Origin of the sequence: Providencia rettgeri (assembly GCF_041075285.1) — a bacterium.
Taxonomy (GTDB): domain Bacteria; phylum Pseudomonadota; class Gammaproteobacteria; order Enterobacterales; family Enterobacteriaceae; genus Providencia; species Providencia rettgeri_G.
In genome coordinates, this window is sequence record NZ_CP163512.1 from 4,115,032 (window position 1) to 4,131,766 (window position 16,735).

The following is a 16,735-nucleotide window of genomic DNA, read 5'->3' on the forward strand; positions in this document are numbered from 1 at the left end:
AGTAGAATAAATCATTGTCGAATAATGATAATTTAAAGACTTAGATAAAATGTGACGGATCAAATCACAATCTGAATTGGTTAAGAATATTCACAATATTCTTAATGAATATAAGCTGATATCCTCGCCTCAGTCACTTATTAACAGGTCTGAATAATGAACAATAAACAATACTACCTTGATACAGCGGCAGGTGAAGGGGAAAGAGAAGCATCCATGATGGTTGCTATTCCTGCATCTGAATTGACCACAGCCTTGCTTGAACAGCGCTTAGAAAAGCAAACTTATTTCACTGAGGGTGAAATTGACTATATTCCTGATGAAGACGGTTTCTTTTTTAATTGTAAAAAAGGGGAAGAAGAACTGCGTTTTTATGTCGCATTAGTGGATAGCGACCCTGATTATACGATTAACCCCTATTTTGCGACCGATCCAATTACCCCTGAACTCTATGCAGAAGCCAGTGCGGCGTCTCAAGCGGTTATTGTTGAATGTGTTTTCCAAGGACAACCGCTGGTTAATTACCTGCAACAGTTAAAAATTATTCAGATTTTAGTACCCGATTTATTATTAGGTTTGGATATCTCTGCGGCAGGGAAAGTGTTTACACGTGAGTGGCTAAATTTCCAATTAATTGATGATTTAATGCCAAGTGTTGATTCTTTATATGTTGTTCATGCGATTTATGACCAAGACGATAACGACGATATACCAGAAGAAGAGCGTGCTCCGACAATGTATTGGTTCCACACGCATGGTTTAGCCCGTTGCGGGCTGTCAGAAGCCGAAATCATTATTCCACACCCGATTTCTTCTTATTATGGTATTCCTGAACTGTTCTGGAGTTTTGTGAATAACAGTATTACTCACGGTAAAATTGTGTTTAATGAGCCGATTTTTATTGGGCAAACACAATCAGGTTATGAATACTTGGTGGCATTACCATTTGAAGAAGGTTTGTTGCATGTCGGAAAATCTACCCCAGTGGATAATTTAAAACCGCTAGAAGAGATGAATTTTGAATTTGGTGATGAAAGCTCTCAACGTTTTATGGGGGATTGGCATGATAGAGATGAGTCTCACCGGCATCCATCCGCCATGTTATTCCGAGTGACTCAAGAAAATCCAACGCTGGAAAGCTTCTTTGAAGGGTTTGAAGAGCAAAATGCCATGATGTTTATGCGCACGGATGAAGAAACGGCGGATATGTCCCGTAAAGCGAAACTGCGTTGGGAATACTTTACTCACATGTTGGATAATTATGGTCCAAAACCGGTGGCGCAGAAAAAAGGCTTTTTTGCTAAATTCCTTGGTAAAAACGATGAAGAGCCAGCATCTGAATGGCGTTTCTTAGTGAAGTGCGGCATTGGTTACCATGATGCAGAAGAAGACTTTGATGGTCATGAACATATGTGGTTCGAACCCGTTTCATGGAATGGCGATCAATTTGAAGGGCGCTTAATTAACCATCCTTTCTATGTGCAAAATATGCAAGAAGGTGAGGTTTATCCGTTAACGCGTGATGATATTACCGATTGGACAATTTATTTCCAAGACGGCACCTACACCCCTGACACAATCTATAAGCTGCTGAGCGGCGCACAAGTTCATTAGTCGCGTCTGCCATGGTAGACTGGGCGCGCAATGCGCCCAATTTACCGTTAACGGCTGAATTTTATGAATGAATCTGATCTCTACCAATATGCCCTGTTTATGCTTTCACGCCGTGATTATGGAAAAGCTGAGTTATTTGCTCGTATGAAGCGGCACATGTATGAAAAAAATGACGGTATTATTGATGAAACGCTGATTGAGCGGGTATTGGCGAGATTAAGTGAGCAACATTTTCTGGATGATAACCGCGTCGCGACGTTGTTATTGCAAAGTTATGTACGTAAAGGGTATGGGCCTTTACGCATCAAACAAGAAATGCGCCAAAAAGGCTTTTCTCAATTACTTGTCGACCAACAGGTTGCTCTTCTTGAGGTGGATTGGTTTGAAAAGGCCGCCGAAGTGCGCAGCAAAAAATTTGGTAATGACCTACCTAACGATTTTAAAGAGAAAAGTAAGCAAATTCGTTATCTGCAATACCGCGGTTTTTTTGGCGATATGATTTATGAGCTCTTCAATAGGTAAATTCACCCATTTGTTAAGTGATAATAAACTTAAATGCCGTTAAGTCGGTCGATTGTGCTAATCATTTCCCTATGATTAACAGTCTTATTCTCCAGCGTTTAACGCTTAATCAATAAATTTAACTACCAACCCAGTTACTCAAAAGATTTATTATTTATTTCTCTTGTGTTTTCACTCATTTCTATATTAAAAAACATCTGCTGGCATGATCATTGTCAGTGAATTTTGCTTAACTATTAGGCAGAGTAATTTTTTTATAATTACAAAATAAGACAGGCAGGAGAAGCAAATGATTGAGCTCTTAATCGGCGTCATTGTCGCCATTGGAGTTGGGCGCTATATCATAAAAGGGTATTCGGCCACGGGAGTGTTAATGACAGGCGGTATTTTACTGCTGATCATTACTGCCATTATGGGGAAAAGTATTTTACCAGGTTCTGTTCCAACGACGGGGTGGCGTGTAACAGATATTTTGGAATACATTAAATTTCTCCTTATGAGCCGAGGCGGTGACCTTGGTATGATGATCATGGTGTTATGTGGGTTTGCGTCGTATATGACTCATATTGGTGCCAACGATGTGGTGGTGAAAATCGCATCGAAACCATTGAAAATGATCAACTCGCCATATTTATTGATGGTAGCGGCTTATATTGTGGCATGTTTAATGTCACTGGCGGTGTCATCGGCAACGGGCTTAGGTGTGTTATTAATGGCAACCCTATTTCCGGTGATGGTAAATGTTGGGATCAGCCGGGGGGCAGCCGCTGCAATTTGTGCTTCACCAGCAGCGATTATTTTGGCGCCAACATCAGGTGACGTGATTTTGGCGGCACAAGCCGCAGAAATGCCATTAATTGACTTTGCCTTTAAAACTACCTTACCGATTTCTATTGCTGCGATTGTTGCGATGTCGATTGCCCATTTCTTTTGGCAACGTTATCTCGATCGAAAAGAGCACGTTAAAACAGAAATGTTAGATGTGAACGAAATCAAAACCCATGCACCTGCTTTTTATGCCATCTTACCATTTACACCAATTATCGGCGTATTAGTGTTTGACGGTAAATGGGCACCAGAACTGCACATTGTTACGATTATTGTTGGCTGTATTATATTAGCTGCAATTATTGAATTTTTACGTAGTTTCAGCGCTAAACACGTTTATGGTGGTTTAGAGGTTTGCTATAAAGGTATGGCTGAAGCCTTTGCTACCGTAGTCATGCTATTAGTTGCTGCGGGTGTTTTTGCTCAAGGTTTAAGTACTATCGGCTTTATTTCGGGGCTGATTAATCTGGCTCAATCTTTTGGCTCTGGTGCTATCGTGATGATGATTGCACTGGTTATCATCACTATGTTAGCAGCGATGACAACGGGGTCAGGTAATGCGCCATTCTATGCTTTCGTAGAGTTGATCCCACACTTAGCGAAACAAATGGGAGTTAATCCAGCGTATTTAGTGATCCCAATGCTGCAAGCATCTAACTTAGGTCGCACTTTGTCTCCTGTTTCAGGGGTGGTGGTCGCGGTATCGGGTATGGCGAAAATTTCACCGTTTGAAGTGGTAAAAAGAACCTCAGTGCCAGTGTTAGTCGGCTTGATTGTTGTGGTTGTTGCCACTGAGATTTTAGTCCCTATTCATCTGTAAATCGCTAATTATCGGTTTCAGTGGCTGGGGAAATGACCCAGCCATTTTTTTATTACTTATGAAATTAAATGCTTTATATCTAAAAAATATAATTTTAATAACGTAGGAAAATATTTTTTAGCAGCATAATGACAGTGCTTTTTCTTATTTAACATTATTAACGAGATCTACGCCAAAAAGTTGGAGGAAATAAGTCGATTAAATTAGATACTGGTACGCATTTAATGCAAAATCTGCACATCTATTTTTAATAACGTTGATGATGAAAACTATACAATGAGCACAATTGAAAAAGTCGTTACCACAACAGATAAATCAGTAAGTAAAATGACGTATAAGGATTTTACTTGGGTACTTTCTTTATTTGGCACTGCGGTTGGAGCAGGCGTTTTATTTTTACCGATTAAAGCGGGAGCGGGAGGGTTTTGGCCGTTAGTTGTCTTAGCACTTATTGCAACGCCTATGATTTGGCTGGCACATAAAGGGCTTGCGCGATTTGTTTTATCGTCTAAAAATCCCAATGCGGATATTACCGATACGGTTGAAGAACATTTCGGTAAAACAGGCGCGAATATTATTACGTTTGCTTATTTCTTTGCCATTTACCCTATCGTATTGATTTATGGTGTTGGAATTACTAACACGGTGGACTCTTTTTTGGTAAACCAGATCGGTATGGATCCACTCCCTCGTTGGTTACTATCAGGGGTGTTGATTGCAGCGATGACGGCGGGGGTGATTTTTGGTCGTGATTTAATGTTAAAACTCACCTCTCTTATGGTTTACCCACTGGTCTTTATTTTATTAGCATTGTCTTTGTACCTGATCCCTGAATGGAACATGTCAATGTTAGAAGTTGCGCCAGATTGGGCTTCAATGCCAGTCGTGGTGTGGATGGCAATCCCATTGATTGTGTTCTCATTTAATCACAGCCCAATCATTAGCCAGTTTACGAAAGACCAACGGCAACAATTTGGTGATAAAGCCGTTATCAAAACTGACATGATCACTGGTGGTGCAGCCTTGATGCTCACTGGTTTTGTGATGTTCTTTGTGTTCTCTGTGGTGTTGTCGTTAAGCCCAGCAGAATTGGTTATTGCTAAGGAACAAAACATCAGTGTGTTATCGCATATTGCGAATATTAACCCATCGCCAATTCTGTCTTATTTAGGCCCAATAGTTGCTTTTGCCGCAATCGTATCAAGCTACTTTGGTCACTTCTTAGGGGCTCACGAAGGTTTAGTCGGCTTAATCAAATCACGCACTTCTTTCTCAGTGAAGAAAATAGAAACGGCATCAATGCTGTTTATCGTGATTACTACCTGGATTGTCACTATCCGTAACCCAAGTATTTTAGGGATGATTGAAACGATGGGGGCACCAATGATTGCCGCTATCTTGTTTATTTTGCCAGTGGTATCGATGAATATTATTCCTGCAATGAAGAAATTTAGCACATCAAAACTGGCGCAAATTTTTACCTTTATCTGCGGGTTAGCCTCTATTACATCTGTTATTTACGGCGCGTTTTTGTAAACCACAGAGAAAATATTGCACAGACAAAGCCACTGCCTAATCGGCCGTGGCTTTTTTTATATCAATAGGCAATAGGTTATCAACATCGACATCGGTATGATGCAATGGTTAAGCTAAATAGGGGGGGAAGGCATATACAGTTATAACTAAATGAACTAACTCATATGAAATAATTTCAAGTTTAGATGGTTGTTAGTTGAACAGTCTTAGGTAATATCTATCGTTATCACAGCATCGAGCCTCTTACTGGATATCTCTTCTGGCAGTGCTTTTCCAGTGCATCATAACAAGGAAAACAAATGAAATTAGAAACATTATCGATTCACGCCGGCTACTCTCCAGACCCAACAACCAAGTCTGTTGCCGTTCCTATTTACCAGACCACCTCTTATGCTTTTGATGATACGCAACATGGTGCGGATCTGTTTGATTTAAAAGTCGCGGGTAATATCTACACGCGAATAATGAACCCAACCAATGATGTGCTGGAAAAACGTATCGCCGCATTGGAAGGGGGTGTTGCAGGGCTCGCGGTTGCCTCTGGGATGGCGGCAATTACCTATGCCATTCAAACAATTGCTCAAGCAGGGGATAACATCGTTTCTGTTGCAAAACTGTATGGTGGCACTTATAACTTGTTGGCTCATGCTTTACCTCGCTTAGGAATTGAAACCCGCTTTGCAGAGCATGATGATTTAGCCGCATTAGAGGCACTGATCGATGAAAAAACCCGCGCAGTATTTTGTGAATCCATCTCAAATCCTGCGGGATTTATTGTTGATATTGCTGCGTTGGCGGAAGTGGCACACCGCCATGGTGTGCCTCTGATTGTCGATAATACCGTTGCGACGCCGTATTTATGTCGTCCTTTTGAACACGGAGCGGATATTGTCGTTCATTCATTGACTAAATATATCGGCGGTCATGGGACATCACTTGGCGGTATGGTTATTGACTCAGGGAAATTCCCATGGACGCAATACCCAAATCGTTTTTCATTATTGATTGAGCCAGACGTGGCCTACCATGGTGTGAGTTATACCGAACATTTTGGCGCGGCGGCATTTATTGCGCGCTGCCGTGTTGCCCCTTTACGTGGTACAGGGGCGGCGTTGTCTCCCTTTAATGCTTTCTTAATTTTACAAGGCCTAGAAACCTTAGCATTAAGAATGGATAGACACACAGAAAATGCGCTAAAAGTGGCGAGTTTCCTTGAAAAACACCCACAAGTGGAATGGGTTAAATATGCTGGGCTACCAAGTCATCCTGAACATGCATTAGCGCAAAAATACATGAACGGTAAGCCTGCCAGTATTATGTCGTTTGGTATTAAAGGCGGTCAAGAAGCGGGGGCGCGCTTTATCGATGCGCTGCAACTGATTGTTCGACTGGTGAATATTGGTGATGCGAAGTCACTGGCTTGCCATCCGGCGTCAACAACTCACCGTCAACTCAATGATGCTGAGCTTGCACAAGCAGGGGTTTCTCGAGATATGATCCGTTTATCGATTGGTATTGAGCATATTGACGATATCCTTGCTGATCTGGAACAAGCCTTAGCCGCTGCAAAATAATCATTAACTTTTATCAATAAGAACCAGTGATGGGTAATACCATGACTGGTTTTTTATTGTGGGATAAATAAAAGTCGCCCTTATCTCTTATTGAGCATATTAAGAATTAATTAATATTTAATATTTATACTATACCGTTATGGAGTGAACTATTTTTTCAATCGCCAGTCTTAACATTCGATTCTTATCTCTTTTTTGATGATGAATAAAATGTGGTATTCATTTATTGATTGTTTATCAACAGCAATGTGAAAGCAGGGTAATTATTGATTTGTTTATACGGGGTTTAATTGCCGTCATGATAATAGCCTGATAGAAAAGGGTGAGCGTTGCTTTTGCGCTAACCTCTTAAAAATATTAAATATTAATAACAAGAATGGTTGAGATAAGATGATTATGGCAAATAATAAAATTGCCTACCTTAAGTGGTGTCTGCTATTTGTATTTATTGTTGCAACCTATTTTTTACCTTTAAATGGGCGGTTGTTGTGGCAACCAGATGAACTCCGTTACGCTGAAATTAGTCGTGAATTAATCATCAGCTATAATTGGAGTGTGCCAGAACTCTTGGATGTTCGTTATTTCGAAAAACCCATTTTTGGTTATTGGGTTGGCGCGTTTTTTCAAATGTTACTTGGCGAAAATAATGTGTCTGTTCGCCTTGGTGTTGTCTTCAGTACTCTAATCAGTGGGTTATTTGTTTATCTGAGTGCCAAAATGGCGTGGAAGAACCCACGGATCGCGTTTAATGCCTCGTTTATTTACCTCTCGATGCTAATGGTATTTACCATTGGCACCTATAACATTCTTGACCCTATCGTTACCGCTTTTATTACGATGGTGATTTTCTTTTTCCAATGGGGGTTAACCACCAAGCGGTTTTCTCATCAGCTCTTGGCCTATATATTGTTGGGGCTGGCCTGCGGGTTAGGTGTGCTGACTAAAGGTTTTTTGGTGTTAGTTTTACCCGTATTGGTGTGTTCGATAGTGGGGATTTACTTTAAGAAATTTAAAGAAGTCTTTGTTTTTTCATTTGTTTCAATTTTTACAGTGTTTATCGTGTGTTTGCCATGGGCATTTATGATCGCCAGCCGTGAACCCGATTTTTGGCGTTACTTTTTCTGGGTTGAGCATATTCAACGATTTATGGCCGATAATGCTCAAAACAAATCGCCGTTTTGGTTTTATATTCCTATCATGATGGCCGCGGTGTTGCCGTGGTTAGGATATCTTTTTGGGGCATTACGCCAAGCGTGGCAGCAAAAAGGGATGCATTTTTATTTCTTGTTATGGTTTGTTGCGCCGTTTGTCTTTTTCAGTATTACCAAAGGTAAGTTACTGACCTACATTTTGCCCTGTATTGCTCCCGTTGCGATTTTGATGGCGGCATATATTGAAAAAATCTTAACAGATAAAAAAACACTCGCCATCCGTGCAAATGCAGTGATCAACATGGTTATTGGTGGCCTCGCTGCGGGAGTTATTATTGCTTCACCCTATATTCCTAAATTGAATATTTACCAAGCAAATGAAGGCGATAAATTGTGGCTGGCGGCAGGGGCTTTTATTTTTTGGCTTGTGGTTGCTTTAATCTCAATGAAGCAACGGTTTTGGTATTTGGCCGCAGTATGTACGGTGGCAATTAGCCTAAGTTTTGGCCATGTGATCCCAAGTTATGTAGCAAGTAATAATACACCTCAGAAGTTGATCTCTAAGTATGCCACTCAGTTGGCAAACAAATCTGTACTATTAACTAATAATGTTGGTTTGGGCACCGCACTGGCTTGGGTGTTAAAACGTAGTGATATTACGATGTTACATCAAACGGGGGAGTTGGGCTATGGGCTTCAATATCCGGATGCCACAAACCGTTTTTACCGTTTAGACCAATTACCTGCATTGCTGGAAAGCCATCAATACAAAAATATGGCAGTAGTTGTGGAAGGCTCGCAACATGAACTGATTGATGCGCTACCCGGCAACCCAATCATTATCCGTGAAGGTAATCTGGCATTGGCTTTCTATGAAGGGTAAAAGAGGAAAACCGCATAACCCGTTATGGATTATGCGGTTTAGTTTGAAAACCAGTTAACGGGTTGGTTTTGTGGTAACTATCTCATTATTTTTGGCACTCGTCTTGCCAGTTTTAGTGGATAAACCGTGATAAATTAACAGCATTGTCATACTGTTACTCATTGCATTCATGTCTACTTCATTGGCGGTCTGCTGGTTAGGTTGTGTGTTTATGGCTGTATTTTTCATTGTGAAGTCTCCTGAGTTTCTTTGATCAGGCGATTGGCTTCAGCAAGCTCATAACGCCTTGGTGTTAACGCGGTGGCACTGTGATTTCGCGCGAGTAATGAATAAATGGTTGGCAAAACAAATAGGGTAAATAACGTCCCAACTAGCATCCCAGTAACAATGACCAATCCTAGGCCAAAGCGGCTATTAGCCCCGGCACCTGTTGCGAACAATAACGGAACCAGACCAATCACCATGGCCGCTGTGGTCATTAAAATTGGACGTAAACGAATTTGTGCTGCTTTTAAAATGGCGTGGCGACGGTCTAATCCTTCATTTGCCTGTAATTCATTGGCAAATTCCACCATCAATATTCCGTGTTTACTGATTAAGCCAATCAATGTCACAAGGCCAATTTGGGTATAAATATTCAGTGTGGCATAACCCAAGGCGAGTGGGATCAGTGCACCACAAATCGATAATGGCACGGTAATCAGAATAATCAGTGGATCCACCAAACTTTCATATTGTGCTGCGAGGACTAAATAAATAATGATAAGCGCCGCCATAAAGGCAAAGGCGAGGGTGTTACCTTCTTGTTTATATTGGCGCGAATCGGATTGCCAGTCATGGCTAAAGCCCGCGGGCAGCTCATTGGCAATTTCCTCAAGATACGCAACAGCCTGCCCTAAAGTTACGCCTGGAGCAGGAATGGCTTGGAAAATAGCCGCATTCTGTTGATTAAATTGCGTTAGTTTATTCGGTTCAACTTGCGTATGGATATCGACAACGGTCGACAATGGGATCATCGTCCCCGTTTCGGTTTTTACATAATGGCGGGAAAGCGCCTCAGGTGTTAGCCGTTGACTACGCACGCTCTGTGGGATCACATCGTAAGAACGACCATCCATTCCAAAACGGTTAATGTAGTTTTCACCGACTAATAGGGTCAAAGATTCACCAATATCTTGCATGCGAATACCTAAGCTATTGGCTTTGGAGCGATTAATGCGTACTTCAACCACAGGGTTGTTATAGTCGAGGTCACTGTCCACAACCATAAACAAGCCACTTTCCCTCGCTTGCTGCTTGATTTCCTCCATGGTTTTATATAGCACCGAATAATCTTGCGGGCTTCTTAATACCATCTGGATCGGTAATCCGCCTGTAGAACCAGGTAGCGCAGGTAACTGGAAAACAAAAATACTGTTTCCTTCCACATCGCCAACGCGTCCTTGCAAATCCGCTTGTATCGCAGAAGCGGGTCTATCCCGCTGCTCCCAAGATGACAAGTTGGTTCCCCCAAAGCTGGCGGATGGACCGTCAGTTCCATTAATAATCCACGTACTTTCGGTCTCAGGTAACGCCATGAAGACATCGTGTAATTTACGAGAAAAGCGTTCGACATACTCAAGGTTGGCATGTTGTGGGGATTTAATCGCTGTGAGTACGCTCGATTGGTCTTCAACGGGAGCCAACTCACGCTGTGCGGATTGGTACAGCATCGGTAAGCTGATGAATACAGCTATTGCAATCACCCCCGTTATCCAACGGTTTTTTAATGAGAAATTGAGTAAAATGGTGTAATAGTGCGCCAGTGTTGTGAAAAACTGTTCTGCCATACGCGCCATGCGACCTTCATTCTGTTTTGAGTTCAACATAAAGGAACTCATCACAGGGGAAAGGGTCAGGGCCACAATACCTGAAACAATGACGGCACCTGCTAGCGTTAGGGCAAACTCTTTAAACAGTGCGCCAGTTAGGCCTGACATCAAGCCAATCGGTGCATAAACGGCAGCTAAGGTAATTGTCATGGCGATAACCGGACCTGCGACTTCTCGCGCACCAATTAAGGCGGCTAACACCGGTGATTTACCTTCTTCAATATGGCGATGGACGTTTTCCACAACCACAATAGCATCATCCACCACTAACCCTATTGCCAAGACCATCGCTAATAAGGTTAATAAATTGATACTGAAGCCAAAAGCCATCATTAGGGCCGCAGCGCCTAACATAGATAAAGGAATGGCTAAGATAGGAATAATGACGCTGCGAATTGAGCCTAAACACAGGTAAATGACGGCGATAACGATCAGCAAGGCTTCGACTAACGTACTGATAACTTGGTCAATAGAGGCCTTAATAAATCGTGAAGTTTCAAAAGCCATTTCCACTTTCACACCGGGAGGGAGTGTTTTATCAATATCTGGCATTAATTTATTCATGCCATCGACAATAACAAGCGGGTTACCTGTGGGGGTTGCAAATAAGCCGAGGTAAATCGCGGGTTCCCCATTCATTAAACCGCTAGTTTCTGTGGAAGCGGCCCCCAGCTCAATGGTTCCCACGTCTTTTAAACGAACTAACCCATTACCATCATTGCGGATGACTAGATCACGGAACTCATCCACATTGGTTAAGTCGGTATTCACATAGACGTTAGAAATAACATATTCGCCTTTAACTTTTCCCGGTGCTGCTTGGTAGTTATTTTGGCGAACAGCTTGCGCAACATCGGCAGCAGAAAGCCCACGACCCGCCAGTTTATCAGCGTCGAGCCACAAACGCATAGCCAGTTGCTGCCCACCAAAGACCTGAACCTTTGCGACGCCTTCGATAGAGGAATACATGGGTTCAACTACACGGGAAATGTAATCGGTCAGGGCTGGGATGGATAAATCTGAGCTTGAGAAGCCGATATAGGCCACCGCAGTTGACTCACCTGAAGACAACTCAATAACAGGATCATAAGCTTCTTTCGGTAACTTGTAGCGTACTTGGTTAACTTTCGCCATAACTTGCGCAAGGGCTTGGGTTGAGTCGCGATTCAACTCCATGCGCACGGTAACAAGGCTGCTTCCCTGCACTGACGATGAAGACAAATAATCGACACCTTCTACGGAAGAAACCGCTTGGGCGATAGGTTGGGTGACAAATCCTTGCATCAGTTTTGCGGATGCGCCGGGGTATTGCGTGGTAATGGTTACGGTAGCACTTTCTAATTGTGGATATTGGCGAATGGGTAATTTACTCAAGGCAAATAAACCAATTAGCACGATCAATGCACTGACCACTAAGGCTAAAACGGGGCGGCGTACAAAAACATCAGTAAATTTCATAGCGCTTCCTTATGAACCTTGTTCAGTCGGTGCTGCGGGTTCAGACAATGTATCTTGCGCAACAGGTGTTACCTTAGAGCCATTATTTAGGCGTAGTTGACCAGAAGTCACTACTTTATCGTTAACACTTAATCCATGCTCAATTTCGATTTTGCCATCCCAACGTTGGCCTGTTTTGACTGAAACGCGCTTAACGGTCATGGCATCCCCTTCACCTTCTGTAATAAAGACCGTATCCCCATAAGCGGTGTAAGTGACGGCGGTTTCAGGGATGGTAAGTACTTTATTATTGGCTTGGCGAACCACATTCACATTGGCGTACATACCTGCTTTGAGGGTACCATCGCTATTTTCTAATGTCGCTTGCAGCGCAATAGTGCGTGACTTGCCAATAAGTGGGTCAATGGCAGTAATGCGCGCTGGGAAGATTTTATTTGGGTAGGCATCGACGGTTACATCAACAATTTGTCCTTGATGTAATTCTGGGGACGCCTGTTCATCTAATGAGAAGTTTAGTTTTAACGTTTTGGTATCGACCAAACTTGCAATGGTCTCACCAGGGGTTAAATATTGCCCTTCATGCACTTGGCGAATACCAATCGTGCCATCAAAAGGTGCACGAATGGTTTTTTGCGCAATCAACGCTTGAGTTTGGCGAATGAGCCCTTGCGCAATATCACGTTCTGCACGGGTGCTATCCACTTGGGCTTCGGCAACCAAATGTTGCGCGGATAATGCGCTTGTTCTTTGATATAAGCGCGCCGCATTACGCAGTTGTGCTTGGTAGCGAGATAAATCAGCTTGCTCCACGGCATCATTGAGTTGCACTAAAATTTGGCCTTTTTTAACCTGTTGCCCAGATTCAAACGCAATTTTAGTAATACGGCCATTGGTTTCTGCTGCCACTTGCACTTGGCTGCCTGCTTCTAATTCCCCTACACCATAAAATGTCCGTGGCGCGGTATCTAGACGGACAGAAGCGAGAGCAACTTTGGTTGGTGGATAGGTGTAAGCCGCGCTTTCACTTTCATCGTTTTGTGCGTAGGTAGAATAAATAGCGCTACCGCCCCCTGCTGCGATCAAAATAGTACACAGTGTGATTATTGTTTTTTTACTCATTTAGTTTTCCTTCTATTTCTGCGTTTTCAGCGCGAAATAAAGACCACGAAAATGTCCCGCGATCGCCACGGCAATTAACCCACCGATAACAGCGGTATGTTCAATAGCCCAAAACATAGCGATTTGTGCTTGTTCTCCCGTGTAATTCCAAAAAGTATGCACAATCACAATGGTGAGGAACAAAAAGACGGCGAGTGCGCCTGTCGCAAGCCACAACAAACGATTAAGTAGCACGAAAACTGAGCCAATTAGCATGACGGAGGCAGAGGCAATATTAAAGAACCAATCTGGGTGTAGACCCGCTGCGCGCATTTCAGCGAGACTATTTTCGTAGTCAAAAATTTTAGCCAGGCCAGATGAAACGAATAGAACCAAAATTAATAGGCGCGCAATTATCCACAATGTATTGCTTTCCAGAATTTTGGATATGATCGATGGCATATAGTTATCCCTTAATAAATCAATAAATTATCTTAAATAGAACAGGCTGTATTTTGTTCAATGGCATCATTGCAATAGGCAATGAGCAACTAAAACCTGAATTGACAAATTCAGAGAATGGCACTATAAAACCTTAAGTTAAGTTGAGGTCAAGTAAAGGTAAACAGAAATGGCAGATAAAGACACGAAAACGATAAAACCCCAAGAAAAAAGTGGGAAAAAAATCGATTTTTCAAGAGCTTTAACCGTCGGTGAAGTCGCAAAACGTTCAGGGGTTCCTGTTTCAACGGTGCATTTTTATGAATCAAAAGGGCTGATCCAAAGTACACGCACACAAGGAAATCAACGGCGATTCCATTCGGTGGTATTGCGCTATATTGCGATTATTAAAGTAGCCCAAAGTACCGGGATCCCATTGCAAGAAATTCAGGATGCATTGGGGCGCTTTCCTGCTAATAGTGCGCTCACATCGGAACAGTGGAAAGAAATGTCCACACAATGGCGAGTGTCGTTGGATAAACGTATTCGGCAGTTAACACGTTTACGTAATGAATTGGATAACTGTATTGGTTGCGGTTGCTTATCATTAAGTGATTGCCCACTGCGTAATCCTGATGATGTATTAGGCAAAAAAGGTCCTGGAGCACGAATTTTAGAGCGCCCTTAAAGCGCGCTAAGATAACGCCTTACCATTAATCACAATTTCATTTTTTGGATAGCTACGGCTAGCTACGGCTAAAAGTGGCTATTTATTTTCATATATCATCGCCTTATGGGTTACATTGTGGCACTGCCTTTTGGTTTATTCAGGCAAACTCGTATAGTGACCCAATTCTAAATAAGAAAAAATACGAGTTTATTCCACCAATCCTTCAATTCGTTATACTAATCCACAAGGATAGTTATTTACCGGAATATGGGGCAAACACGTAGAAGCCAGAAATTTATTTAAAATCTTCAATTCTTTTTTAATCATTGCCAGAATTTTTTGTATTCGATGCAATATAGGGTTAACTTATAGGGTGTTTTTCATAGTTAATTATACGTGGATATATAAATTGATATATTTGTTAATTAATATAACCAAGTATAATCACGTATGTGATTTAATTAGTTGAATGAGTGTTTGATTTTTTTATTTAATATATATCAAAGGGTTTTTACTTATTATTCAACAAGGGGATTTACTTATTGCATTACAATGTGATTCTTTATTTTCTCAAATAATTAAGTTTTATATCTAATTGTTTTCAAAGGTTATTTTTATTGCAGCGGATTATTTTGTAATAAATTTAAAATAAATAATTTTATTTACATTTAAATTATGTATTATTATGAGTGTCATCCAGACATTAACTGTGTAAATCTGGTTGTGTAGTGCGGTATTTAAATAAATATTAGTTTTCAAAGTATTAAAATAGAAACATTTGCTAACATATGTCGATGGTCAAATATAATGATGAGGTGTTTTTTTAATTAACGATTTGGCATTTGTTTTATAATTTAATTAAAGGAATTTACCATGAAAAAACTATTATTAACCGTATTTATTACTACTAGCTGTTTATCTATTAATTCATTTTCAGCAACAGATAAAGTCGCGGGTGGGCAGGTTAACTTTTATGGAAAAGTTACTGATATTTCTTGTACGGTATCAGTGGATGGACAAGGAAGTAATGCTAGCGTGTATTTAGCGCCAGTTTCAATTAAAGAAGTTAGAGCCGCCGCGGCACATACCTACTTAAAACCGAAATCATTCGTGATTGATATCACAAATTGTGCGCAGACAGCAACGTCAACTCGTGCAGATGTGGATGTGACATTAGACATGAATAGAATTGGGGTTTATTGGGATGGTGGTAATATATTACAAAGTCCGCCAGCAGGAGCTGAAGGGTATTTAGCTAATACTGAATCAACGGGCGCGCAAAATATTCAGTTAGTACTTGCGACAAAAGGCGATCCTTCCTTGTTAAGCACCAAAATTATTCCTGGTGATCCCGGACAAGCAACAGTCACAAGTGATTTAAACGCCATTAAAGATGGTGCTCGCTTTACCTATTTCATTGGTTATGCAACGTCAACACCTCAAACTGTCTCGACGGGGTTAGTTAATAGCTATGCGACCTATGAAATAACCTATAGATAATGACTTATAGGCTTATTTGTTATCTGAAGCGGTAGTCTTAGCTACCGCTTTTAAGAGGGGGCAAATGAAATTATTAAAACGAGTTATCTTATTCTTAGGTTTTTTTAGCCAGTTTGTTCTGGCTGACAATATTATTGTTAACGGAACGCGTTTTATTTATTCTGAAAACGATAAAGAAATTACGGTTCAGCTAAACAATACAGCGAATCGACCTGCTGTTGCACAAATATGGCTCGATGAAGGTGATCCAAAGGCACTTCCTGAAACAATCAAAACGCCATTTCAAATCATGCCTCCTATTTCTAAATTATCAGCAGGAGGTGGACAAACGATACGTATTAAGCTGATTGATAAAGCGCAATTACCCACGGATAAAGAAACATTATATTGGTTGAATTTATTAGATATTCCTCCGATTACCAAAGCGGAAAAAAATGCGGAACAAAATATGTTGCAGCTTGCAATCCGCTCCCGTTTTAAATTTATGTATCGTCCTAATAAGTTAGGAAGTCGAGAACTTGCGCCAGAGAAGTTACAAATTTTAGGGGGAAGAGGGAGTCTTCAAATTAAAAATCCAACGCCTTTTTTTATCACAGTGACTACCGTCAATACACAGAGCAGTACATTAAATTTAGAAGGATTTATGTTGTCGCCGAATGAAACAAAAACAATAAAAATTCGTGGGACAGTCAGTGTTGGTGAATATCTGACGATAAATAATATTAATGACTATGGTGCAGAGGTTCCAGCAAAAATAAAAGTACAATAA

Annotated in this window: 13 protein-coding genes; 9 read left to right on the top strand and 4 right to left on the bottom strand. The window is 41.3% G+C overall.

All coding sequences use genetic code 11. From position 1 onward, the window contains the following. Positions 1 to 156: 156 nt before the first annotated feature. The 6 genes from AB6N04_RS18805 (at position 157) to arnT (ending at position 8,928) form a co-directional block, all read left to right on the top strand. Positions 157 to 1,614, top strand: a complete 1,458-nt coding sequence (locus tag AB6N04_RS18805; RefSeq protein ID WP_369309741.1) for a DUF4026 domain-containing protein — start codon at positions 157 to 159, stop codon at positions 1,612 to 1,614. 63 nt (positions 1,615 to 1,677) lie between these two features. Next, complete coding sequence (locus AB6N04_RS18810; RefSeq protein ID WP_369309742.1) at positions 1,678 to 2,136, top strand: regulatory protein RecX; 459 nt, start codon at positions 1,678 to 1,680, stop codon at positions 2,134 to 2,136. Positions 2,137 to 2,425: 289 nt separating this feature from the next. Beyond that, positions 2,426 to 3,784 carry an anaerobic C4-dicarboxylate transporter DcuC gene (gene dcuC / locus AB6N04_RS18815; RefSeq protein ID WP_369309743.1) on the top strand — a complete coding sequence of 453 codons (1,359 nt, stop codon included), beginning with the start codon at positions 2,426 to 2,428 and terminating at the stop codon, positions 3,782 to 3,784. A 276-nt stretch (positions 3,785 to 4,060) separates the two neighbouring features. Further along, positions 4,061 to 5,320, top strand: a complete 1,260-nt coding sequence (locus AB6N04_RS18820; protein WP_369309744.1) for a septum formation protein — start codon at positions 4,061 to 4,063, stop codon at positions 5,318 to 5,320. Positions 5,321 to 5,619: 299 nt separating this feature from the next. Then, a complete protein-coding gene (locus AB6N04_RS18825) occupies positions 5,620 to 6,894 on the top strand; it encodes a bifunctional O-acetylhomoserine aminocarboxypropyltransferase/cysteine synthase (protein ID WP_369309745.1) in 1,275 nt (424 codons plus the stop codon). 390 nt (positions 6,895 to 7,284) lie between these two features. Then, positions 7,285 to 8,928, top strand: a complete 1,644-nt coding sequence (gene arnT, locus AB6N04_RS18830) for a lipid IV(A) 4-amino-4-deoxy-L-arabinosyltransferase (protein ID WP_369309746.1) — start codon at positions 7,285 to 7,287, stop codon at positions 8,926 to 8,928. A 54-nt stretch (positions 8,929 to 8,982) separates the two neighbouring features. Here the strand turns inward: arnT and AB6N04_RS18835 are convergent, their stop codons facing one another. From AB6N04_RS18835 to AB6N04_RS18850, 4 genes are read right to left on the bottom strand one after another with little or no spacing between them, the layout of a single operon-like run. Further along, positions 8,983 to 9,156: a hypothetical protein gene (locus tag AB6N04_RS18835; RefSeq protein ID WP_369309747.1), complete on the bottom strand. Its 174-nt coding sequence runs from the start codon at positions 9,154 to 9,156 to the stop codon at positions 8,983 to 8,985. Next, complete coding sequence (locus AB6N04_RS18840; RefSeq protein ID WP_369309748.1) at positions 9,153 to 12,257, bottom strand: MexW/MexI family multidrug efflux RND transporter permease subunit; 3,105 nt, start codon at positions 12,255 to 12,257, stop codon at positions 9,153 to 9,155. The genes AB6N04_RS18835 and AB6N04_RS18840 overlap by 4 nt, the downstream gene beginning before the upstream one ends. Before the next feature lie 9 nt (positions 12,258 to 12,266). Then, positions 12,267 to 13,376: an efflux RND transporter periplasmic adaptor subunit gene (locus tag AB6N04_RS18845; protein WP_369309749.1), complete on the bottom strand. Its 1,110-nt coding sequence runs from the start codon at positions 13,374 to 13,376 to the stop codon at positions 12,267 to 12,269. 12 nt (positions 13,377 to 13,388) lie between these two features. Further along, complete coding sequence (locus tag AB6N04_RS18850) at positions 13,389 to 13,817, bottom strand: DoxX family protein (RefSeq protein ID WP_369309750.1); 429 nt, start codon at positions 13,815 to 13,817, stop codon at positions 13,389 to 13,391. Between the two features lie 169 nt (positions 13,818 to 13,986). Here AB6N04_RS18850 and soxR point away from each other — a divergent pair, with 169 nt between their 5' ends. The 3 genes from soxR to AB6N04_RS18865 all read left to right on the top strand — a co-directional run bounded on the left by soxR (position 13,987) and on the right by AB6N04_RS18865 (position 16,735). Beyond that, the gene (gene soxR / locus AB6N04_RS18855; protein ID WP_369309751.1) at positions 13,987 to 14,484 is read left to right on the top strand and encodes a redox-sensitive transcriptional activator SoxR; all 498 of its coding nucleotides are present in this window, start codon (positions 13,987 to 13,989) and stop codon (positions 14,482 to 14,484) included. Positions 14,485 to 15,339: 855 nt separating this feature from the next. Then, positions 15,340 to 15,966, top strand: a complete 627-nt coding sequence (locus AB6N04_RS18860) for a fimbrial protein (RefSeq protein WP_369309752.1) — start codon at positions 15,340 to 15,342, stop codon at positions 15,964 to 15,966. Between the two features lie 64 nt (positions 15,967 to 16,030). Beyond that, on the top strand, positions 16,031 to 16,735 hold the full coding sequence (locus AB6N04_RS18865) for a molecular chaperone (protein WP_369309753.1): 705 nt from the start codon (positions 16,031 to 16,033) through the stop codon (positions 16,733 to 16,735).

What these genes read in the sequence shown, in the direction of transcription:
- AB6N04_RS18835 (WP_369309747.1), bottom strand. Translation starts at nt 9,156, where the DNA reads ATGAAAAATACAGCCATAAACACACAACCTAACCAGCAGACCGCCAAT.
- AB6N04_RS18840 (WP_369309748.1), bottom strand. Translation starts at nt 12,257, where the DNA reads ATGAAATTTACTGATGTTTTTGTACGCCGCCCCGTTTTAGCCTTAGTG.
- AB6N04_RS18850 (WP_369309750.1), bottom strand. Translation starts at nt 13,817, where the DNA reads ATGCCATCGATCATATCCAAAATTCTGGAAAGCAATACATTGTGGATA.
- AB6N04_RS18825 (WP_369309745.1), top strand. Translation starts at nt 5,620, where the DNA reads ATGAAATTAGAAACATTATCGATTCACGCCGGCTACTCTCCAGACCCA.
- AB6N04_RS18845 (WP_369309749.1), bottom strand. Translation starts at nt 13,376, where the DNA reads ATGAGTAAAAAAACAATAATCACACTGTGTACTATTTTGATCGCAGCA.
- AB6N04_RS18865 (WP_369309753.1), top strand. Translation starts at nt 16,031, where the DNA reads ATGAAATTATTAAAACGAGTTATCTTATTCTTAGGTTTTTTTAGCCAG.
- AB6N04_RS18860 (WP_369309752.1), top strand. Translation starts at nt 15,340, where the DNA reads ATGAAAAAACTATTATTAACCGTATTTATTACTACTAGCTGTTTATCT.
- AB6N04_RS18805 (WP_369309741.1), top strand. Translation starts at nt 157, where the DNA reads ATGAACAATAAACAATACTACCTTGATACAGCGGCAGGTGAAGGGGAA.
- AB6N04_RS18810 (WP_369309742.1), top strand. Translation starts at nt 1,678, where the DNA reads ATGAATGAATCTGATCTCTACCAATATGCCCTGTTTATGCTTTCACGC.
- soxR (WP_369309751.1), top strand. Translation starts at nt 13,987, where the DNA reads ATGGCAGATAAAGACACGAAAACGATAAAACCCCAAGAAAAAAGTGGG.
- dcuC (WP_369309743.1), top strand. Translation starts at nt 2,426, where the DNA reads ATGATTGAGCTCTTAATCGGCGTCATTGTCGCCATTGGAGTTGGGCGC.
- AB6N04_RS18820 (WP_369309744.1), top strand. Translation starts at nt 4,061, where the DNA reads ATGAGCACAATTGAAAAAGTCGTTACCACAACAGATAAATCAGTAAGT.
- arnT (WP_369309746.1), top strand. Translation starts at nt 7,285, where the DNA reads ATGATTATGGCAAATAATAAAATTGCCTACCTTAAGTGGTGTCTGCTA.